Below are 24,217 nucleotides of genomic sequence, written 5' to 3' on the forward strand. Positions count from 1 at the left end.
GACAAGGTAAAGGAAGAATAAAAAGAGGATGTATCAATTTTGACACACCCTCATTGCTGTGTAAAACAGGCTCTTTTACAATGCAAAAGAACCTATATTGTAAAGAACTGAAAGTAAGGTTGTTATGCAAATATTTAAATCTGAAAAAATATTTACATAGTTTATGCGAATAAAGGAGGTGTTAAAGGTAAAATAAAAGGAAATAAAGTAATAAGGCAAAGCGGGTTCTTAAACAAATAATTCAACTCTTTTTCTTTCAGTTTTTTGCTGCTCAAAGCATACGATTATATAAGTACTAAGATTGGAGATAGCGGTTATTCCTACATGTTACAATTTTCTATGTTTGTATAAATAAAGAGCCGAACTTCGCAAATGTGGAAGTTCAGCTCTTTCGTTTATCTTCATCCAAATGCTATTAAAAGCCTTTGTAATATTTCATTGGTTCTCAATTACTTTTCTATTCAGACATCATAGTTATTTCAATGCGGCGGTTCGATTTCAGCATATCCTTTGCAATCTGCTGCACATCTTGCGCGGTAATACCATTAAGCAACTCTTCGTAGCCAGTGTAGAAGTCGATGCCATTTCGTAAATAGTTGTAAATAACATAGTCCCAATAGCTGTTTGTGATGATACTCTGTTGGTATGCTTTAAGCAAATACTTCTTAACCTTTTCTAAACTCTGCGGTAATGGTCCGTTATTGGCAATGTGTTCAATCTGTTTATAAACAATAGGAATAAGCATTTTATACTTTACAGGGTCGGTTCGGAAGCCTATTCGCACCAAAGCAGAGGGCTTAGAGTTCTTGTCAAGCTCGCTTTGTACGCTCACTCCATACGTTCCTCCTTTCTCTTCGCGTACGGAATCCGTATAAGCAATGGTTAGTACACGCTTGAAAATATCAAGTGCGAGGTCAGCCTTTGCTGTATAAGGTTCGTCGAAAGTATAGAAAACGCTCACCAAAGTAGATGGTGTGTTCATCTTCTTTTTGAAGATATGCGTTTCATTTACGTTGCGTATTGCGGGGTAACTATCCTTAACCATGTCTCGTTTACCCTTTGAAGGCAGTGTGGCAATATATTTACAGAGCAACGGACGGAGTTTTTCCATGTCGATATTACCAATCAAAACCATTTTAAAACCAGATGCATCGCTGAATCGTTCGTTGTAGATTTGCCAAATACGATCGTACGATACACGGTCAATATTGCTAACCTTGATGGGTTGCAAGCGTGGATGATGTCCGTAAAGAATAGCCGAAACCGAGTCGTTGTAAGCCACTTGTGGGTTAGCTTCACGGTTTTTGAGGAACGAACGCATAGTAGCGATGCTGCCTTCAAACTTTTGTGCATCTTTGCGAGGGGCAGTAAAGTAAAGGTAAGTAAGTTCTAACAGCGTTTGTAAGTCTTTTACTGACGAGTTACCATTGATGGCTTGCGTTTCATTATCGATACTTGGGCTTATGCGAACAGTCTTTCCGTTGATCATTTTGCTCAGTTGTATGTTGTCAAACTTGCCCACTCCCGCATCAGTAATGGCACTTGTGAGCATGTGGAAGTTCAGTGCGTCAGCGTCAGGGTATAGAGATTTGCCGCCTTCACCATAGAAACGCATGGTAATTTGGTCTTTAGCGTAGTCTGTAGACTTAACATATACCTTTACACCGTTACTCAAAACAAGTTTCTTTACACCGAATTTGCCCCAGTCTTGTTCGCTTTTTATCTTTCCTTTCTTAGGCAACTTAGCAATAAGATGCTTACTAACAGCAGTTTCCTTATAGGGTTTGTATTTCTTTGCTTGTGCATCAAGAACGTATTTCTCAAAGGTTTGCGCATTGGCAACATGGAAATCGGGTTTCTCAGGAGCATATATCGTAAGCACTTGGTTCTTGTTTGAGATAAGTTCAGTAACCTCCTTATTTACATCAGCAAGTGTAATTTCCTTGTCGAATTGCTTCATCAGCTTGTAATTGTATTCTGCTGTAGTTATAGGTTCGCTTGCAAGGAAGTTCTGTAATGCCGCTCTAACAAAGTAACGGTTACCTCTATCGTTGCGTTCGTTATATCCACGTTCGGCCGTTTTCAGTAGTCCCTCTTTTGCACGGAGTAGTTCTTTTTTAGTAAAACCATGCTGTCGAGCACGTTCAACTTCAGCTATAGCAGCATCGAACGAACCTTTCACGTTCTCTTGTAAACAGCCAAACGAAAGCGAAAAGGCATCTTTCGTCTTTGAAATAAGGAATTGTCCTGCGTTCACCGAAGCACTATGAAATGGTGGTGTAGCCCGTTCCTTTATATCAGAAAGACGACGGTTTATCATGTAAGTTATAAGTTCAGTTACATAACTCTTACGGGCAGTAACCAAAAGTCCCTTTTCGCTGTCGGGAGTAGCCTCTTGTTTCATGTAGAGATTGGCGAGCATGATAGGCTGTTCAGTATCTTTGTCAATGGCAACTATCATTTTCTCGTTGTCGGCAACAGGATAATAAACTCTTTCGGCAGGGTTTATAGGTTTTGGAACATCGGCAAATGTGCTGCGAATCTTCTGCTCCATCTTGTCTACATCAATATCTCCGACAACGATAATGGCTTGCAAATCCGGGCGATACCACTTTTGATAGTAGTCGCGGAGGTCTTTATAAGGGAAGCTATCAACAATGTTCATAGAGCCAATAGGCAGACAATCTTCGTATTTTGTACCTTTATAAACAATAGGAAACACGCGTTCCATCATACGTTGTACGGCTTTTCCAGCTCTACGTGTACGCCATTCCTCGTGAATAACGCCACGCTCTTTATCTATTTCATTCTCGTTCAGCAACAAAAAGTGGCTCCAATCGTGCAGAATAAGCAAAGTTGAGTCTATTATTCCTTCACGTTTGATAGGTACAGACGATATGTTATAAACGGTTTGTTCTACGCTGGTATAAGCATTTAGATTTGTTCCGAACTTCACACCAATAGTCTCACACCAAGGCACAACACCCAAAGAGCTTCCTTTTCCTGGAAAATTCTTAGTACCATTGAACGCCATATGTTCCAGAAAATGAGCTAAACCACGTTGGCGAGGTTCTTCTAGAATAGACCCAACACGCTGTGCTATGTAGAAATCAGCAAGGATTGGTTCTTTAGAATTGTGGCGAATATAATAAGTTAGACCATTCTCCAACTTACCTATTCGGTACGACTTGTCAGTCTCCATAGTCTGTGCCGATAGTGAAAGCGGCAAGAGGAGTGTAACAAGTAAAAGCGAAAGAAGTTTGTTCATAATGTTTTTATAATAGAAAAAGCTGTTGGAGAGCACTATTAATCCCTCCAACAGCTTTAAGAAAACTACTTAACGGTAGGTGTTGCCTTCGGTGTGAAGTCTTCTGTTGAGTTGTTAGTATCAGCATATTTACCATTTGCCATTTTGCGTACTACAGCTGTACCAATACCACTCTTATCGTTTTTGTTATCAGAACAATAAGTATAACCCTTATCAAGCAATATAGACATAACGCGCCATTGGTGGTCGTTGTCCTTATAAGAGAGGTTTACAGCATCGATAATCCAAGCATTTGGAATGAAGTAAGCGTTAGTTGTCATTAACTTACCATTGACAGCATAGTACTGAGCATTGTATGTGTTGTTCTTTAAGAAGTCCTCTTTTGTGCCACGAATCTTAGCAATTGCATACGCATTATTACCATGCATGTTGAGGATAAAGAACGATTGAGTATAGCAATACCACTTGTCGAGGTTCTTAACAGATGGGTTATCTTCGTCCTTTATGCTTACCTTTGATTCATCGTAAAACTCAAAGTCTGCCTTACTGAGGTCGAATGAGGTGCTACTAACAGCCTTATGGTCTTTCGCGTTCAGTGCAATTAAAAGACTTTCGCCTGGTTTCACAGGAACATCGTTGCCATTTCCTGGTATCATATAGATTGCATTTGTAGCAAAACCATCGTTACGCAAGTCCTTTAAGTAGGTTTGTGGATTGTCGTTTCTGAAGGCTGACTCCATAATAATGATGCTATCGGCATATAAAGTCTGATCGCTGTTGTTGGTAATCTTAAAGTATTGGTCTCTGTTATACACACTACTTCCATCTCTTGAGGTGCCGCGGAAGAATATTTCAGATATAACAAAACCCTCTTTACCTGTGAATACGTTGAATAAAAGCTTGATAGTGTTACCTGATTGATTCTCAACAATGTTTACATTCTCATTGGTCGCTTTTACTTCGGTAGTAGTTTGCTGACCATCAACAGAGAAATTGGCAGTTCCAACAGCTACTACTGAGTAAGAGCCAATAGGTAAATTCTCAATAGTTGCGGTATAACCATTAGCTGTTTTTTCTACTTTCTCTATTGTATATGTTTGCGCTGTACTCTTATTTGTAAAGATAATCTTTACATTATGGAGTGTTCCGTCTTGAATAGTCATCGGCATTTCAAGATTGATGACTGCTGACGAGGTTGTTGTTGCATCGTTCTTGTCGTCTGAACAAGATACAAAACTAAAGCAAATAGCTAAGAGCAACATGGTGCTCATTAAAATTTTCTTTGTCATTTTCTTTTTATTTAATTGAATACTGAATAATTTATTTAAAATGTAAAGCCCATTGTAAGGCTCATTTTGAATTGATTTTTACGTTCTGAAGTAAAGGTTGTTGCACCTTGTAGTTCTGCAAACATGCCATATCGAGGGTTGTTTAATTTGTAGTCGGTGCGGAAACGGGCGTTAATATTCCCATAACTAGCTCGCTGTTGCATATAGTTATAGTTCACCATCTGTACAAAAAAAGGCTCCATATCGCCAAATGGCATATCAATTGCGGCACTTGCTTTTGCAAAATAAGCTGCTGTAAGCTGGCAATCAGCAAGCCAACGTTTACCAAAAGGTGCTAAAAGTTGAGTAGTTGCTTCACCGAATAGATGTGAAAAATCTAATCTCCTACTTGGATATACATATTTTGAACGGTTGGAAATATAGCCGAGCTTTGTGCCAATGCTCCATTGGTTCCTTGAAAGAGCCGTGAACATTGCACCAACGTATGTTGTAGTGCGGTATTGTTTATACATTGTGAGGTCGGCTAATACTGGATAGACACCTGCAATAGCATTTCCTGCAATATGTTCGTCGCCATGCTGACAATCAAAAGCATAGTGAATGAATGTTGTCCATAGGCTTTTTGTTCCCTTATTCCTAAAGCCCATAGTTGCAGCCACATTATTATTATATAATGTTGTGAGCGGTAATGAGTTATATTCGTTGCTGATACGTTTATATCGATTGCTCTCCAACATTATGTCTCCATAGAAACCGCGCTGAGTAATTGGTAGAACCGAAAGCAGAAGTGTAGCTCCGCTTCCCTTAAAGTTTATATCTGAAGCAAAGCCAGAGAAGCGTTTGTAGTATGTTCCAAGTCCTGTCATTATATATTGGGCTGCTCCTCCCTGTTCATTATATAGGTCAACGTCGTTCGATTGCTTGTATATATTACCCGAAAGTGCAGCTCCAATTTGATAATTATCTGTTACTTTATAAGTTGTACCAAGTTTTACTGTAAGGTCAGAAACTATTCCACGCATACGTGGGTCGCGCTTCCTCCATTCTTGTTCAGCTCGAAATAACATCTCAGCTCCTACATACCATTTGCCAATTGAAGTGGAATAGCCACCAGAAAACATATAACGCTCGCCCAGTGTATTGCCTCCTACTGTATCAGCAAGTACGTATGGAGCAAGCAAATCGTAGTCGGAAGTTGAATTCCACCTTATATTATTTGTTCTTTTTGTTGTATATGAGGCTTTTCCCCATACTGTAGTATGGTTAGAAAGACGAATATAAGCAGTTGTTTTAGCTTCTATTGCAGAATGTCCATCACCTTTTTCAAGTAGCAAAGGAGCTGAAGCATGTGAATAGTCTCCTGTCAGTTTCAGCTCGTTTTGTGTAAACTGAAAGGCACTACCATAAATAGCAGGGTTCTGCCATGCTGTTTGATAAGGCAAACTCATTATCGTTGCCCTTTCAAAGCGTGCTGAATCTTGTGCGAAAGCAAGATTGGCACATACCACACCTATTATAATATATAGCAGTCGGATTCTTTTCATTTAATCTAAAAATATAGGTTTCATTACAAGCGTATAGTTCTCGCTGTTTCCGAAAGAAATAAAATCGGTCTGACTGCGAAATGAACGTATGCGTGTTTGCTTATTTTGGTTAGTGTACCGTATGCTACCGTCCACACTGACTTGATATGCACCACGCAATAACTGCTGTTTTAGAGTATTACCATTGAAATCTGCAGAAGTAATAACCTGTTTTGTGTTAAGATTTCTTATAGAAGCTATTGCCTGAATACGGTCTATTTGCAAACTATCATCACCATTAATAACAATGGTTACTGATGCCATATAGTCATCGGTGCTATTATGACACGATGTCAAAGTAGTGCCAACAAGCGCAAGAAATATTATTTGAAGAAAGTATCTCATAACTTTGCATTGATTTCTAAGCCAAAATAAGGGCGCACACTGCGTCTTATCTTAATGCCGTTTTGTTCGTAGTCGGGGGTGTAATCTAAGATTCTGTTGCAGAACATCGCTACATTGAGGCGGTCGTTGAGCAACTTCTTCGTTACCTTAAGATTTAAATTCATTGAGAAGGGCACAATATAGTTGATGTATTCAACTGCTGAGTGATTGCGAACGAGGAAACGCAGATATGTATCGTTGGCATCTTCCTTTTGCCATTCATGTATAGTACCATCGGGAGAGATATATTGGTCAGGTTCATTACTTAAAGGAAGACGTTGTGTAGAGGTATACCAAAGGCATTGAGCAGAGAGAGAAAAGCCCAAACGAAGCTTAGGAATATCGGTGTCAAACGTAAAATTAGTATTTGCCATTTCGTTTTTTACACCATCATTATCACGATATAAGCCAACAAATTGTATCTGCTTGTTATTGATAACAGCAGAAGGACGATAAGCAACAACCTGCGAATTACGATAAATAGTTCTGAACCACGCACCATTTATAGTGAGACGGGTGTGCAACGATGGTATACGGCGAGTAGCAAATGTATATTCTATGCCTCGCTTTAATGTTTGACTGCCATTTGTATATTCGCTTCGTCCAAATAACTCTTGAACCATTGTATAAGGAAGAGTTGCTACATCAGGTGCAGCAGTAATGTTATTAGGGTCAATTCCAGATGTATCGTATTGTTTGAAAGTGTAGGGTTGATAAATAGTATTGCTACGGAATCCAGAAGTCATGTTCTCTTTAAAATAAGTAACAGAGAGATGATTGCCAGAAATATTGATATCAGTGCCCAACTCCCACTTTAGATTGCGAGCTGGTTTTAATGCTTCGTTCGTTGCATCAATAACAAATGTGCGCACGTTAATGACTCTATAATTATCATTGGGGTGATAATAACTTAGTTGCACAATATCTAAATACCGAGGGTCAGGATAGAGATATTCCATCGTTGGATTCTTTGTGTGTTGTCCAATGCCGCCTTGAATTCGAATACTCGTTGTCCATTTTCCAATATTAAATCTTGGAAAAGACCATCCAAGATTCATTCTTGGATCGAAATACCAATGTCCGTGCATTGAATAAGAGGTAGGTAAATTAAGCATTTGGCTTGCTCTGATACCACCATTTAACTCAAACGTATGACGTGCTATGGGTATGCGTAACTGTTCTTCTGCATAAATTGCAAGCGTATTCATAGCAGGAATAGATGAAAGTTTACGTTGTCTAACCGAAGTTCCTGAATATGGTGGGTGCAAAGGATCAAATTTCTGACCATCTCCATAGTTTTTATCCAATGTCCAAGCAGCTCCGATAAGTAGCGTATTGAAAATATAATTAGAAGGAACCTGCAGTTTTGTATTCAACTGAGCAAAGATATTGAAAGGTTTTCCGTCTACATCTTGAGTTCCATAATACGTGTAGGGAAGAATAGGAACATTAAATTCGCCTTCTGCAGTAGTTGTTAAAGCAGGTGTCATTTGCGATAATTGTACCAAACGTGTACGAGATATAACATCGTGTTGGTAACTTGTAGAAAACGTAGCACTTATAGACTTCAGCCAAAGAGTGCGCTTAAATGCTATATCTAGAGCAGAATTGAAGGCCAAACGATTATACTTAGACTTGTAAGTATCTATTTTCCCATTATTCAAATCGGGGTCTAACTTTTCGCCATCAAACGAACCACCATAATCGAAATTATTGTTCCACTTCAACGTATAACCATCTTTTATCCAAGTTGCGCCACTACGTGCAGAGAATGTAATGCGAGAATATCGCTCCAATGAGTTTCGAGGGTCGCGATTAGCATCAAGATAGTCAGCACTAAAGTTAAGAGTCCAATGCTTTCCAAACTCGAAGCCCTTTGCCATATAGAAAAGCTTGCTGCTCATATCAGCTTTTAAACGTGCATTCAGATTATTCCCACCACGACGTCGTTCAATTTTTACGAGTCCAGTTGTAAGGTCGCCATATTCAACAGAAGGAATTCCGCGCACTATTTCTACCTTTTCTATATCGTCAGTAGAAATTGTTCTCATGTCAACACCTTTGTTGGTAAAATCACGATTGGTTACAGGGGTATCCCATGCACCTTTCATATATTGCATATTGGCGTTATTAGAAACAGGTGCTCCGTCAACAATGAAACTTGTTCCAAGCGATGAGGTTGTATAGTTGGTTCCGCTATTCGAAGATGCTTCGCGTAGTCGAATACTATTAGGATTATTCAAAGCAGGGTCTGAAGAACGACCACCAGGCAGCAATTCCAGTAAATCAGAAAAAGTAGAAGGTTGTAAATGCTCCATAGCTTTTTTGCCAATAGTAGAAGCAGCAGACAACCCACGTGACTCTTGGGCAGTAACAACTACTTCAGCCAATGCATTTGTATCTTCTACTAAATAGTAGGTAGCATCTTTTGAAGCCTTTACCACCAAAGATTTAAAACCTATATAGCTTATACGGATAGTTCTTCCATTTAGATTTTTCGCTGTAAAGCGACCATTCATGTCGGTTATTGCTACAACATTTTTGGTTTCTGTAAGTATAATGGAAGCCCCAATAACAGGCTGACGTGTTAGATTTTCCAAAACGAGTCCATTTGTTACATCTTGTGCAAAAACTATAATGGCATGAAAAACAAATATAGTAAAAAGTAAGTATCTTGCCCTCGTCATTTTTGTATTGTTATTTTCAAATTGCAAAAATAAGAAAATAGAATGAATGGAGCAATACTTAAAAGTGGGTAAATTCTATAATAAACAAGCAGTTATCATCTGCTGAAATTTAATGATGAGATAATACTTTTAACCCTTGAAAAAATGGAAAACTTTAGATAGAACTTATCACATAGAAAAATTATAATTATATTCTCTTTAAATTGTAATTATAATTTTAAAATTTATAATTATAAATTTTTATTTTCTTATTATATTTTTTCGAGCCCTTTTTAGTCGGGTATATTCTCCTCATTATGAAGTACATAAAGTGATGGTTAGCGATATTGTTTTCATACACCAAAATATGGATAGGTTATTAACGAGATTTTCAGAAAAAAACTTGTTTATTTCATAGATTTCGAGAATTTTTGCATCAAGGATGTCTATATGCTATTTTGAACTGAATGAATTTGATATTATTAAGAGTTTTGTTTTATTCGTTAACAATGGTATATAATCAAATCTTTTTACTTTTATAGAAGGTTAAAACTTATCTTACAGTAAGCAAAAATAAAAAAAAGTGTTAGTAAATGTTGTTTTCGCAATAATAATCCTACACTTTTGCATAAATTAAAAAAAAATACTATATTTGTAGCCGAATAGCTAAACAATTATTAATAATCAAAACGCCCCAGTCTCGGAAGGCGTTTCCCACTTTTTAAAATAGAGGGATTATGGAGAGGCGCGGTTTGAACAATGAAAAACAATCTACTTAGGAACATGTGTGCGGTAATAGTCGCATTGTTTGTTACTGCTTTCGCTCTGCCGCAACCAATGCAAGCAGAAAACTACAATCTTCTGATAGGAGGAAAGCGAGTAACTTCTGAAAACTGTGGTGACTTAACTGCCATAGAAGGTGTTAAGGGTAAGGCGTCTTATGACCCAACAACCAATACGCTCACCCTTGAAAATGCTACCATTAGTAGTACAGCAGAGAAAGCTGCAGGTGTTGTTCTTTGGAACTCTATTAAAGATTTGACCATTAAGCTTGTTGGTAACAATACAATCACTTCAGAAAAGAGTGGTGCTATGGTTAATTATGAAAAACTTACTTTCACAGGTGATGGAAAGCTCACTATAACAGGAGCAATGTCTGGTAACGAAGATTACTGTTATGGTGTTCTTAATCCAGGTACTATTACTGTAAATGGCTGTTCTTTAGAAATCAGTGGTGGTATCAATGGTATTACCAGCGGTCGTTGGAAGTTCAACAAGTGCAATGTTCGCATTAAAGGTGGCGGCACAGACAAAGACGAATTTAAGGGCAGTATGGGTAGATTAGGATATGTTCCTGAATTTACTGATTGTAAAATCGTATCTCCTGAAGGTACAAAGTGGAAGGAACTTAAAAAGAGTGGCTATACTTTCCAATCTCTCTTTGGTTCAAACGATAAGGTTGTAACTGACTGGGTAACAATTAAACCTGAAAATGCTACACCTGAAAATTATAATATGCTCATTGCTGGTAAACGAGTAACTTCTGAAAACTGTGGTGATTTGACAGTAATAGAAGGTGTTAAGGGTAAAGTAAAATTCGACCCAGCAACAAATACACTTACTCTTGAAAATGCTTCAATCATCAATAAAGAAGAAAAAGCTTCTGGCTTTGGTTTGTGGACCTCTATTAAGGATTTGAAAATTATACTTATTGGTGAAAACACTATCACTTCAGATAAGAGAGGTGGTATGGTTAATTACGAAAAACTTACTTTCACAGGTGAAGGCAAACTTACAATAACTGGCGCAATGTCTGGAAACGAAGACTACTGCTATGGTTTCCTTAATCCAGGTTCTGTTGTTGTAGATGGTTGTACTTTGGAAATCAGCGGTGGTGTAACTGGTATTACCAGTGGTCGCTGGAAATTCAATAAGTGTAATGTACGCATAAAAGGTGGTGGAACAACTAAGGATGAATTCAAAGGTAGTATCGGTAGAATAGGATACGTTCCTGAATTTACAGATTGTAAGATTGTTACACCTACTGGTACTGAATGGAAGAAACTTGAAAAGAGTGGCTATGTTTACTACTCTCTCTTTGCAAATGATAAGGTTGTTACTGATTGGGTAACAATTAAGCCTGAAAACGCTACACCTGAGAACTATAATATGCTGATTTGTGGTAAACGAGTTACTTCTGAAAATTGTGGCGACTTGACAGTTATTGATGGTGTTAAGGGTAAAGCTATTTTTGATGCAGCAACAAATACACTGACTCTTGAAAATGCAACTATCGCTGCTACAGGAGATAAAGATGCAGGTTTATGGACATCTGTTAAAAATATGACTATTAAACTTATCGGTGAAAACACTATCAGTTCAGATAAAAGAGGTGCTTTAGTTAATTACGATAAGCTTACATTTGCTGGTGAAGGCAAGCTTACTATAACAGGTGCAAAGTCTGGAAACGAAGACTATTGCTATGGTATTCTCAATCCAGGTTCTATAGTTGTAGATGGTTGTACTTTGGAAATCAGTGGTGGAGTAAATGGTATCACCAGTGGTCGTTGGAAGTTCAACAAGTGCAATGTTCGCATTAAGGGTAACGGAACAACTAAGGACGAATTTAAGGGCAGTATCGGTAGAGTATCATATGTTCCTGAATTTACAGATTGTAGCATCGTTACCCCAGAAGGTACAGAATGGAAGAAGCTTGATAAGAGCGGTTATATTTACTACTCACTTTTCGGTTCAAATGGTAAGGTTGTTACAGATTGGGTAACTATCCAACCTAAAGGTGCAGAAACAACTTACGACCTCGTATTGGAAGAAGTTGGTGAAAGAGAAATAGCTGTAATCGCTATCGTAAAAGATATTACAGGTATGGGTATGATGGCTGTCAAGAAACTTATTGCAACAGCACCTTGCATTATCAAGGAAAATATGACAGAAGAAGAAGCAAAGGCTGCAAGAGATAGATTACTTGAAGTAGGTGCTAAAGCAAACATCTATCCACATGGAACGTGGAAGCCCACAGGTATCAGTGTTCAAACTATAGACGCAAAAGAAAATGTTATCTACACTTTGCAGGGTGTGCGTCTCAATGCTAAATTCGATAACTTACCTGCTGGTGTTTACATTGTAAACGGAAAGAAAGTCTTGAAAAAGTAAAAAGCAACTAAGTGCTTTTATACTTAAAAAGGAAAATAAATGTGCATCCACAATTGGTACTTAACAATGAACCATAAGTGGTGATATATCTAAGGCATGTTCTAAAAATAATCTTTAAATGGTTTTACCATAACAAAGAAATTTTAGAATGTGCCTTATCATATTTTAAGAATTTAATCATTAGAACTTTATCTTTTATATTAATACAAACCAATTATTTAAAAAGTTTATGAAGAAAACACTTACGACAATCACTCTATCAGTACTGACGCTGTTTATTCCAACAGTCAGTGTGGCTCAGAAAGCCCATAGATTGATGAAACCAAGCCCAGTTCAAACAGAACGGCAACCGAAAGGTCTTGTTCCATCTGGGAAATCCATTGTGCATAAGGCATCTATTGGAACACCGAAATCCTTAGATCCTTCTGTTGTACTTTGGACTAATGCTAGTATAAATGAACAATGGGGGTATTACTCTTTCCATCCTAAAAATACAGCAGACAAGATAAGTTTTACTTTATTGGGAAAGCAAACTCAACGTATTGCTAAAAATGGTGTACAGATAGCTGATGGAAAAATGTATACCGTAGATTTCCAACGTTATGGAGTAGGAAGTGGCGAATTAACACTTTATACTTATGACCTATTAACATGGCAAGGAAGCGGAACTACTTATAACGATTTCTCGCTTGCAGCATTGGAAACAGCACAAGCTAAAGATGGCACAGTGTATGGAGAATTTTATAATAGTACAGCCAATAATCAACAATTCGAGTTGGGTACAGTAGATTATCGTACACGTAAACGTACTACGTTTGGAACAACCACACGTAAGTATGTAGCGATGGGTATCACTTCTGATAATCGCCTTTATGGTATAGCTTCAGATGGTTTTCTTTATAAAATTTCGATTACCGATGGAGCAGAAACAAAAATTGGTTCAACAGGTATTGAACTTACAGACGAATGGGGAGTTCCTTATTCTCAGACTGGAGAAATAGATCCAAAAGATAATACTTTCTATTGGTATGCACAGGACAAAGATTATAACACAGCTCTCTATACTGTTGATTTGAATACTGGTGCAGTTACAAAGATTGCCGATGCCAATATTACTATGTATGGTATGGCAATTGCTCCTGTAGCACTCAATGCTAATGCTCCTGCTTCTGTTTCACAATTAGCAGTTGCGTTTAGCGGAACAAATCTTAATGGCACGGTAAGTTTTACTTTACCTACTAAAACTGTTGGTGGAGCTAATTTGAATGGTAATGTTGATTATGTTATTACAGCCAATGGAACACAAATAGCTACGGGCACAGCACAACCTGGTACAAGTATTAGTAAGCCTGTTCAGCTATTACATAGTGGCGAATACAATTTTGTAGTGACTGTATCTAACTCTGGTGGAACATCTCCAGCATCAAATATTAAGCAATGGATTGGATTTGATGAACCAGAAGTTGTAGGAAATCCTACGGCAACATTAGCTAATGGCATAGTTACAATATCATGGACAGCACCAACCGCAGGAGTGCATCAAGGAACACTTGGTAATCTGACTTATGATGTAATTCGTATTCAAGGACGTGATACTATAAGTGTTGCAGCGGGTATTAGTGGAACATCATGTACTGATGACTTATCTACTGTGCAACAGGCAAGCTACACTTATGCGGTTAGAGCAATTAGTGGCGATGTAAAGGGTAGCCGTTGGACAAATACTACATCATTAGTAGCTGGAGTTACTATAGAGCCTGATTGGAGTTATAGATTTGAAGGACAATCTGCCTTATCAATGTTTAAAGTAATTGATGCGAATAACGATAAGTTTACATGGTGGTGTAATGGTGTTTTAGGTTATGGTGCCATGAGTTACCAAGCTCACGCTACTATCGCAAGCGATGATTGGCTTGTAACTCCTGCTATACATCTCTCTTCTGACCGCGTTTACACAGTGTCATTTAAAGTGCGTAATATAATGAAAACACCTCAAAATACTCTTGAAGTAAAGTGGGGAAAAGGTAATAATCCAGAACAGTTAACAAACACTTTAATCAATACTTTCACTCCAGAATTCTCGGAAACAAATGGAGAATGGCAAGTATGCACTGCTGACATTATCCCTGATACTAATGGAAACTTCTATATTGGGTTCCATGATAATACAAGTACCACAGATAAATATCAGATAGCAATTGATAATATCTCAATTACTAAGACTGCATATTCATCTGCTCCTGATTCGGTAAAATCGCTGATAGTTACCCCAGCACAGAATGGTGCATTGAAAGCTACCATTCGCTTTACAACTCCAAATGTTAGTCTCAACGGAGCTGCTTTAAGTCGTATAGACAGCTTTACTATAAGTAGAGATGGAATGCAAATTGGTCGTATAAATGCATCTGCAATTGGAGCTCAAGTGGAATGGACAGATGAGAACGTTCCAACAAGCGGATTCCATACTTATACTATAACACCTTATCTTGATGGTCATCCTGGTCGTAAAGCTACAAGTAAGGCTTATATAGGAATAGATGTTCCCCATAACCCTACAGGTATTATGTTTACCGATCAAGGTAAAGAACTAAAAGCTGTGTGGGATAGATTTAAGTCAACAGGAGCTAATGGTGGATTCCTTAATCCTGAAGGTGTTAGTGTTACTTTCTATACATTAGAAAAAGGCGACTTTGGGTTTGAATTGGGTGACTCTTTGACGACAAGTACTCTTGGTGCAACAAGTGCAACTATTCCTTTTGACCCTAACAAAACCACAATGGAAGACGGAAAAACTCAGACTTTGGCTTGGTTTGCTGTTAGAGCTAATAGTGATGGAGGACAGAGTGAGTATATAACTGCTCGAGGAGTGGTTGTAGGACCATCTATTCCGTTACCATTTAAGGAAAGTATGAAGGGTGGACAGTTAGATAATGGCTTTGCTTCATTATTAGGTAACGAACAATATAATAGTCGTAAAACTGCTGCTGCGTGGCGTGTTGTTACTGATGCAGCTTCAGATAAAGACGGTGGTAGTTTCGTTTGGGCAAATTATACTGAAGTGTATGCTGGAAACGACGTTGAGTTCACAATACAGCAAGGTGATGAAACTTCTGTCAACATGCCAAAGGTTGCTCTTGCGGGAGCTGCAAATCCAAAATTATTCTTCGATTTGTACTCATTGATAGGTAATGAAGCTACACTGAAGGTATTAGTGCAGACTCCTGATGGAAAAGACCATGTAGCGGCACAATATGATCTTAGCAAGACAACCAAGAATGGTTGGGAACGTCAAACTATTGATTTGGGTGCCTACTCAAACGAACGTTACATCATTGTTAAATTTGACGGTGTTGCAAAGGGTTCTAAGGTAATGATAGGAGTAGATAATATAAATATTCTTGATCAGTTTGAACGTAACCTTGCTGCAATAAGTATCACAACACCAGAAAGCGTTATAGCTGGTAAGAAAGGACAAGTTAAAGTTGTTGTGAAAAACCTTGGAGCTGTAACAGCAGAGAGATATTTTGCGCTTCTTTATATAAATGGTAACCAATGTGATGCAGCAAGCAGAATAAAGCAGCTTCCTTCAATGGCAAGTGATACTATAACGATGAAACTTCCTGTTGCTATCAATGAAGAGGCCACATCGTTACAAGTGAAAGCTATGGTTGTATACGATGGCGATATGCAGCTTAGCGACAATGAAACTGAAGCTAAGTCGGTTAAGGTTATACCTTCACCTTATGGTAAAATAAATGACCTGAAAGCACAAGTTGTTGCAGATAACAAGGTTGTGCTTACTTGGGGTCTCCCTACATTGCCCGAACCAAAGCGAATTATGGATGGCTTTGAAAGCTATTCTCCGTTTGCAAAGGATATGACCCCATGGACGATGGTTGATGGAGATAAGAGTATGGCAGGTGCATTACAGCCTTCTTCAACATTCCCTGGACAAGGAGAACCTTTTGCGTTTACTGCTTTCAATCCTAATTGGTGGATTGAAGATATGACAAACGTAAATCCAGGTTTGGCGCCTCATAATGGTAACCAGTACGCTGCAGCTGTTTATGGATACGATTCAAATCGTAAATTTATGACACAAAACAACTGGCTCATTTCGCCACGTTTGTCTGGCAGAAAGCAGGAAGTAACTTTCTATGTATTGAATATTGCTACTCGTCCTGGTGATACAAATTTTGCTGAGAATTTCGATATTCTTTATTCTACAGAAGGTACCGATACAGCTAACTTTGTCAAAATAAAGAGTGAAAAAGCAAATGGTACTACAGCATATAACGAAGATGCCAATTGGAAACAAATTACTGTTGAGATTCCAGAAGGGGCAAAATATTTTGCTATTCATCATAACACGCCTAAGGGTAAATCTTATATATTCGGTGTGGACGATGTAAGCTATGAGCAGCTATCAACAGGTGCTGATGATAAGATAACAGAATATATTATATATCGAGATGGAAAGAAGATTGCCAGTGTGAAAGGTGACCAAAAGACCTATACCAACACTCGTGTAACAGGCGACCACGTATATAATGTTACCGTTGTATATACTTCTAAAGATGGAGAAGTTAATGAATCTGGCTTCTCTAATGATGCTTCTACTAATGCAACTTCTATAGAGGTTGTTGAAGATACATCTTCTTCATACGATATAACAACTATCAATGGAGTAAGAGTACGTACTGGTGCTAAAGATCAAAGTGGATTAAAGCGTGGTGTGTACATTATCAATGGTAAGAAGCGAGTAATAAAGTAAAGCTGATAGATAGCTTGTTGTTTAAATAAAGCAAGCGCAAAAGTATAAAATATATTTAAAGAATAAATTAAGAGGGTGTATCAAAACAATTTTTGGTACACCCTCTTTATGTAAACTTGACAATCAAAATAATTGTCTGTATATAGGTTATCTTATATCCTCACGAATAATATGCAATTATATCCCACAAATGGTGGCATATAAATTCATTTTATGTGTGGATTCAATTGGTGCTGAAACATAGATGATTATGCTTATAATTTGGCACTATCAAAATATTTATTATCGTGAAGTAAAATTATTGCTTTTTCTTAGGCTTTCTTCTTGCCCATCCTTCTTCGGAAAAATCTGGAATTTCACCTTTTAGTTTGGTATCGTGTTGGAAGAATTGTCGCCAGTCCCCTGATGGAACAGTTTCTTGCTGTGAACGAGCATTGCGCTTTGGTTTACTGTTACGTTCATGGCGGCTATTGTTAGAGCGGTTACTATTATTATCTTCTTCGTTTCGTTTGCTACGACGTTCTCCATTGCTGCGATTATTACGACCGTGTCCACCTTCTTCAGCATCGTTACAGCGTACTTCACGTTTCTTGTAATTAGCACCATTAAGAGCCTTCATCACCTTATTGGCATCTTTCTCAGGAACTTCAATATATGAAAATTTACCCAATAAATCGATATGTCCAACTTCTTGGCGACCATGAACGTTCTTATTGATAAACTGCATGACTTCGCCAGGATAGAATCCATCGTCTTTTCCAAGGTTAATGAATAGACGCTTGTAACCAGCTTCAGGAGTGCGTGGAGCTTTACGATTACGTTCACCACGACTGCTGCGACTGCTACGTTCGCTTTCTCGGTCGCTACGCTTACCCGATGGCTTTTCTATTTCGGGCGCATTTGCATAGTATTCCAAGAAGCGATTGAAAGTCATACTTATGATTTTCTTTATAATATCTTCCTTGTCGATATATTCGAAATGGCGATTTATATCTTTTAAGAATGGTTCTATTTCTTCTTCGTTAACATCAACTTTCAGAATTTCATCCATCACTTTGAAGAGCTGTTTGCTGCAAATATCTTTTGCTGCTGGCAACGTACCATCTACAAAGTCCTTCTGAATGATTTTCTCGATAGCCTTTACCTTGTAGCGTTCGCGAGAGTGGATAATCGAAATAGACGTACCCTTCTTGCCTGCACGACCAGTACGACCACTTCTGTGAGTGTAGCTTTCTATGTCGTCGGGTAATCCATAGTTGATGACGTGAGTCAAATCATCTACATCCAATCCACGAGCAGCAACATCTGTAGCCACGAGAAATTGCACATTATGCTGGCGAAACTTCTGCATTGTTAGGTCTCGTTGCTGCTGACTAAGATCACCATGTAAGGCTTCTGCATTGTAACCATCGCGAATCAATTTATCAGCAATCTCTTGCGTTTCGACCTTTGTGCGACAGAAGATAATAGCAAAGATACTTGGGTGGTAGTCTACGATACGTTTCAAGGCTAGATACTTGTCCTTCGCGTGTACCATATAATATATATGGTTCACTTTTTCGGCTCCTTCGTTTCGGCTCCCCACTACTATTTCTTTATAGTCGTGTAGATAGCTTTTAGCAATCTTCTCTATTTCTCGGCTCATTGTAGCAGAGAACAATAGTGTGTTGCGATCTGAAGGAACACCTTCGAATATGGCATTGATACTTTCAGAGAAACCCATATTCAGCATTTCATCAGCTTCATCGAGTACAACGTTATTCACAGTGTCAAGTTTAGCTACACCGCGTTTCATCAAGTCTATAAGACGCCCAGGAGTAGCAACAATGATTTGTGCACCTTTACGAAGCTGGCGACTTTGCATATCGATAGATGCTCCACCATAAACTGCTGCAACGTGGAGTCCATCAATATGTTTTGAGAAATCGGATAGGTCGTCTGCAATCTGCAAACAGAGTTCGCGTGTCGGACTAAGAATAAGTGCTTGGGTTTCTTTCTGCATTGGGTCTACTTTCTGCAAAACAGGTATTCCGTATGCTGCGGTCTTACCTGTACCCGTCTGTGCGAGTGCTATTACGTCGTTACCATTGCCCAATAAATAAGGGATAACTGCTTCCTGAACTGGCATCGGTTGTTCAAAACCGAGCTCTTCTATTGCGCGGCGAATCTCTTCGCTAACGCCTAATTCTTCAAATGTTTTCAAACTATTTCTTTTTTATGAAAGTAAGAATAGAGCATAAATTAAAGAATGATGCCATTCAAACACACCATAACGATGTGTATTAACCTTAATGTCAGAAACTTTAAATGTTATAACCCACCCAAACTTTTGTCTATTATTACTTGTTCACCCAATTGGTTGTCAGCCAGCCATAATAGACAACACTCTGTTTGAACGATGCAAAGGTACTGAAAATATTTGATATACAATGTTTTTGTTTGTTTATTATATTTTTTTGTGTAAAAGTCGTATCTTTGCAATTTACTAATAAACTAAGAAATAAGTTATCAAGAATGGAAATAATAAAGTTTCGTCCTCTATTGAAACAAGCTTTATGGGGCGGTAATAAAATAATACCTTTCAAGCAACTTGACACAGAAATGGAGCAAGTAGGCGAGAGCTGGGAAATTTCTGGTGTGAAAGACAACGAGAGTATTGTTGCAAATGGACAATACGAAGGAATGAAACTTAATGACTTGGTGGCTTTACTAAAGGATGACCTTGTGGGAAAAGAAAATTATGAGCGCTTTGGTAACGAGTTTCCATTGCTTATCAAGTTTATAGATGCTGATAAGCAGCTATCTATACAAGTACATCCTGATGACGAACAAGCAAAGGCAAGCGGGCAAAGAAGAGGTAAAACAGAAATGTGGTATATTATGCAAAGTGCCCCTGAAGCAACCTTGTTGAGTGGTCTAAAGAGAAAAATAACTCCTGAAGAGTATAAGATGATGGTGGAAAATCATACCATTACTGATGCTTTGTCTAAATATAATGTGGGCGAAGGTGATGTTTTCTATTTACCGGCAGGACGCATTCATTCTATAGGATCAGGTACTTTCTTGGCTGAAATACAGGAAACAAGCGATGTAACTTATCGTATTTACGATTTTATGCGCAAAGATAAAGATGGTAATTATCGGCAGTTGCATACCGAAGAAGCGTCTGAATGTATTGATTTTAGCGTTGAGAACGATTATAGAACAAAGTACAAAACTCGTAAAAATGAGGGCGTAGAATTAGTACAATGCGCACATTTCACAACATCTGTTTACGATCTTGACGAACCACTGTTGCTTGATTACAGCGAACTTGATTCTTTTGTTGCGTTAATAGCATTGTCTGGAGAATGTATATTAAGTACTGATAATACAGAAAGTCAACTAAAAGCAGGCGAGACTGTACTTTTGCCTGCAACAACACAAACTTTAAAGGTGTCGGGAAAGATAAAATTCTTGGAAACTTTCGTTTAACAACCATTCAGAAAAACAAGTACTGAATAGTCAGATAATTTATGTAAGTTTGCAATATTTGATATGGTAGCAATAGATAATTTAAATGGTGAAAGACGTCGTCAAGGACGTATTGAGGTAATATGTGGTAGTATGTTCTCTGGCAAAACAGAAGAGCTAATCCGCAGAATGAAGCGTGCTAAATTTGCAAAACAGAAGGTTGAGATATTCAAACCAGCTATTGACGTGCGTTATTCGGAAGAAGATGTAGTGAGCCACGATCAAAATGCCATTCGTTCTACACCTATAAATTCATCGGGAAATATATTGTTACTAGCTTCTGATATAGAAGTTGTAGGAATTGATGAGGCTCAATTCTTAGACGAAGGTCTTGTTGATATTTGCAACCAATTGGCCAATAATGGTGTAAGAGTTATTGTAGCTGGCCTTGATATGGACTTTAAAGGTGTACCATTTGGCCCTATTCCTGCTCTTTGTGCTGTTGCCGATCAAGTTACAAAGGTACATGCTATTTGTGTAAAATGTGGTGCTCTCGCTTATGTAAGCCATCGTTTAGTCGACAACGATCACAGAGTTATGCTTGGTGAACAAACAGAATATGAGCCTTTGTGTAGGGAATGCTATCAAAAGGCCTTGTCAGAAGAAACGGAACGCAAACTCTCTAATTCTTAAAAGACACATAGTTGAAAACTCAATAAACAGGAAAATATGTTTGATGAAAAGATTACGTTCGATAAATTCATACGTTGGTTCTTAGTAGCCACCTTGATTTTTGCCGTACTATATGTTGTAAATTATCTTAGTAATGTATTATTGCCCTTCTTTGTAGCATGGTTCCTTGCTTATCTTCTCGATCCGGTTGTGAAGTTCGTACAGTACAAGCTAAAAGTCAAATTACGTGTCTTAGCTGTCGTTATCACAATGTTGCTGGTAATAGTTGTCATTACGGGAGTTGCATATACCATTGTTCCACCAATGATAGATCAGGTTGAAAGGCTAGGTAACGTAGCTAATAAATATGTGCAAAATACCACACATAGTAACAATATCATGGCTATGGTGCGAGAATGGATACAAGAATATGAGCCACAGATACGCCGTTATCTTAATAGTACAGAATTTACAGAAACGATAAAGAATTCTATTCCAAAGTTTTTCTCTTTCTTAGGGCAGACTGCAAGTGTAGTTATGAGCATTATAGCATCATTTATTACCTTATTATATTTATTCTTTATTTTGCTTGATTATGAGTTTCTTGTCAGAAACTTCATTAGGATATTCCCGCAGAAACATCGTCCATTTTGGAATGATTTGATGGATGATGTGCAAATCGAGTTAAATAATTATATTCGAGGACAAGGCTTAGTAGCACTTATCATGGGTATTCTGTTTTGTGTTGGTTTTACTATTATAGACTTTCCAGTTGCTATTGGCATGGGAATATTGATAGGCGTACTCACTTTAATACCTTATATGCATGCGTTGGCGTTTATCCCAATGGCATTCCTTTCATTACTAAAGGCAGTTGATACAGGGCAGAACTACTTAGTAGTATTTGGCACTGCAACGCTTGTCTTTGCTGTTGTACAGTTGATTTGTGATTTAGTTGTAACACCAAAGGTAATGGGGAAGGCAATGAATCTTAACCCTGCTATTTTACTTCTTTCGCTTTCTGTATGGGGAGCATTGTTGGGCTTCATAGGTTTAATTATTGCTTTACCATTGACAACCCTTATCATGGCTTACTGGAAACGCTATGTTACAAAAGAAGAAGAGCAGATAACAGAGGTAAGCACGGAAAGTACTCAAGAATAAAGATGTTTCTAATAGCTTTGCTCTGCTATTATATTGTTTTTTGCGAGTAGTTGCTGTTCTTTAAAAGTAGTAAACTTGGAAAAATAAATAAAAACTTTGAGAATAATTTGGCTGTATCGAAAAAATACAGTACCTTTGCACTCGCTTTTGAAAAGGAAGTTTGGTAAGATTCGCTAGCTCAGTTGGTAGAGCACAACACTTTTAATGTTGGGGTCATGGGTTCGAGCCCCATGCGAATCACAAAGAGGATTTCAGTAACGAAATCCTCTTTTTTATTTATGTCTAATCAATATGTTGGTAAATTCTTCCAAAGGACTTAATCTCTTTTCTTTTCCATTCAGTCATCCTTTATTCATATAAAGGACTATTATACTCATCTCTTCAATGAGATAATAGTTCGAAATCCAGACCTTAATTTAGTGCCCAATACAGCTGGATACTAATTTAATCGCATTGGAAAATATCTCTTGTATAAACCTTTTCTCTTACGTCGTCCAATACATTGTCATATCGGTTGGCAATTATTTCATCGCATTCAGCTTTGAATTTTTGGAGGTCGTTAACCACCAAACTGCCAAAAAATGTCGTTCCATCTTCAAGTGTTGGCTCGTAAATCAGTACTTTTGCTCCTTTAGCCTTTATGCGCTTCATAACTCCTTGAATAGAACTTTGGCGAAAATTATCGCTATTTGACTTCATTGTTAATCGGTAAACACCTATCACACAAATCTTCTCTACTGTTGGATTATAGTTGCCTTGTTCGTTATAATCGTAATAACCAGCTTTATTTAATACTTGGTCTGCAATGAAATCCTTGCGTGTTCTGTTGCTTTCCACAATGGCTTGAATTAGGTTTTCAGGCACATCAGAGTAGTTTGCCAATAGTTGTTTTGTATCTTTTGGTAAACAATAACCTCCATAACCGAATGATGGATTATTATAGAACGAACCAATGCGTGGGTCCAGACATACACCTTGTATAATATGAGATGTATTTAGGCCTTTTACTTCTGCGTATGTATCAAGTTCATTGAAATAGCTTACACGTAAAGCCAAGTAGGTGTTAGCAAATAGTTTTACAGCTTCAGCTTCTGTTAATCCCATGAAAAGTGTAGGAATATCTTCTTTTATAGCACCTTCTTTTAATAGTTCTGCAAACTCATGAGCAGCTTTATCTAACCGTTCGTCGTTCTCTGGGCGAGCTACAATGATACGACTTGGATATAAATTATCATATAGAGCCTTACTCTCACGTAAGAACTCAGGTGCAAAAATAATGTTTTCGCAGCTGTATTTTTGTCTTACGCTCTCAGTGTAACCCACAGGAATAGTCGATTTTATAACCATAATAGCGTTAGCATTCACGCGTATTACATGTTCAATCACCTCTTCTACATGTGTTGTGTCGAAGTAGTTGCGCACAGAATCATAGTTAGTTGGCGTGGCAATTACAACGAAATCAGCATCGCAGTAAGCTTTCTCTGCGTCTAATGTAGCCTTTAGGTGCAACTCTTTTTCTGATAAATATTTTTCAATGTAATCGTCTTGAATAGGCGATTGTTTATTATTGATAAGGTCTACCTTTTCTTTTATAACATCCACCGCTACCACGTCATGGTGCTGGCTTAAAAGTGTTGCAATGCTTAGACCAACATATCCTGTTCCAGCAACTGCTATTTTATATTTTTTTTTCATACGAGCTGTTTTCTCAAAATCCTTGCAAAGATAGCCATTTTCTTACAAATGCGTGCCTTTAATAATAAAAGGTAGATATTTGAAAGGTTAGTTATATA

Annotated in this window: 12 protein-coding genes and 1 tRNA gene; 6 read left to right on the plus strand and 7 right to left on the minus strand. The window is 37.9% G+C overall.

All coding sequences use genetic code 11. From position 1 onward, the window contains the following. Nucleotides 1-457: 457 nt before the first annotated feature. The 5 genes from HXN26_RS05355 to HXN26_RS05375 form a co-directional block, all read right to left on the minus strand. The gene (locus HXN26_RS05355) at nt 458-3,268 is read right to left on the minus strand and encodes a M16 family metallopeptidase (RefSeq protein WP_273159360.1); all 2,811 of its coding nucleotides are present in this window, start codon (nt 3,266-3,268) and stop codon (nt 458-460) included. Between the two features lie 65 nt (nt 3,269-3,333). Further along, entirely contained in the window at nt 3,334-4,557 is a 1,224-nt protein-coding gene (locus HXN26_RS05360; protein ID WP_273159362.1) for a DUF4876 domain-containing protein, read from the minus strand. A 35-nt stretch (nt 4,558-4,592) separates the two neighbouring features. Further along, the gene (locus HXN26_RS05365; RefSeq protein WP_273159364.1) at nt 4,593-6,101 is read right to left on the minus strand and encodes a DUF6850 family outer membrane beta-barrel protein; all 1,509 of its coding nucleotides are present in this window, start codon (nt 6,099-6,101) and stop codon (nt 4,593-4,595) included. Next, a complete protein-coding gene (locus HXN26_RS05370; RefSeq protein WP_025001053.1) occupies nt 6,102-6,485 on the minus strand; it encodes a hypothetical protein in 384 nt (127 codons plus the stop codon). Then, nucleotides 6,482-9,211, minus strand: coding sequence for a carboxypeptidase-like regulatory domain-containing protein (locus HXN26_RS05375; RefSeq protein WP_273159367.1), 2,730 nt, complete (start codon nt 9,209-9,211; stop codon nt 6,482-6,484). Before HXN26_RS05375 ends, HXN26_RS05370 begins: the two co-directional genes overlap by 4 nt. A gap of 738 nt (nt 9,212-9,949) precedes the next feature. On the opposite strand from HXN26_RS05375, the gene HXN26_RS05380 reads away from it, so the two are divergent. Then, nucleotides 9,950-12,361, plus strand: a complete 2,412-nt coding sequence (locus HXN26_RS05380; RefSeq protein WP_273159369.1) for a ribosomal protein L7/L12 — start codon at nt 9,950-9,952, stop codon at nt 12,359-12,361. Nucleotides 12,362-12,590: 229 nt separating this feature from the next. Next, nucleotides 12,591-17,135, plus strand: a complete 4,545-nt coding sequence (locus HXN26_RS05385) for a choice-of-anchor J domain-containing protein (protein ID WP_273159371.1) — start codon at nt 12,591-12,593, stop codon at nt 17,133-17,135. Nucleotides 17,136-17,433: 298 nt separating this feature from the next. On the opposite strand, the gene HXN26_RS05390 is transcribed toward HXN26_RS05385, so the two are convergent. After that, nucleotides 17,434-19,338, minus strand: a complete 1,905-nt coding sequence (locus HXN26_RS05390; protein ID WP_273159372.1) for a DEAD/DEAH box helicase — start codon at nt 19,336-19,338, stop codon at nt 17,434-17,436. Between the two features lie 311 nt (nt 19,339-19,649). Between HXN26_RS05390 and HXN26_RS05395 the strand changes: the two genes are divergently transcribed. The 4 genes from HXN26_RS05395 to HXN26_RS05410 all read left to right on the plus strand — a co-directional run bounded on the left by HXN26_RS05395 (nt 19,650) and on the right by HXN26_RS05410 (nt 22,664). Continuing rightward, on the plus strand, nt 19,650-20,609 hold the full coding sequence (locus HXN26_RS05395; RefSeq protein WP_024999914.1) for a type I phosphomannose isomerase catalytic subunit: 960 nt from the start codon (nt 19,650-19,652) through the stop codon (nt 20,607-20,609). 63 nt (nt 20,610-20,672) lie between these two features. Beyond that, entirely contained in the window at nt 20,673-21,281 is a 609-nt protein-coding gene (locus tag HXN26_RS05400) for a thymidine kinase (protein ID WP_273159374.1), read from the plus strand. Between the two features lie 36 nt (nt 21,282-21,317). Continuing rightward, nucleotides 21,318-22,424, plus strand: a complete 1,107-nt coding sequence (locus tag HXN26_RS05405; RefSeq protein ID WP_273159377.1) for an AI-2E family transporter — start codon at nt 21,318-21,320, stop codon at nt 22,422-22,424. A gap of 167 nt (nt 22,425-22,591) precedes the next feature. After that, nucleotides 22,592-22,664 (plus strand) — tRNA-Lys (locus tag HXN26_RS05410). A 204-nt stretch (nt 22,665-22,868) separates the two neighbouring features. On the opposite strand, the gene HXN26_RS05415 is transcribed toward HXN26_RS05410, so the two are convergent. Next, complete coding sequence (locus HXN26_RS05415; RefSeq protein WP_273159379.1) at nt 22,869-24,119, minus strand: nucleotide sugar dehydrogenase; 1,251 nt, start codon at nt 24,117-24,119, stop codon at nt 22,869-22,871. Between the last annotated feature and the right edge of the window lie 98 nt (nt 24,120-24,217).

Source organism: Prevotella aurantiaca (assembly GCF_015262605.1).
Lineage (GTDB): Bacteria > Bacteroidota > Bacteroidia > Bacteroidales > Bacteroidaceae > Prevotella > Prevotella aurantiaca.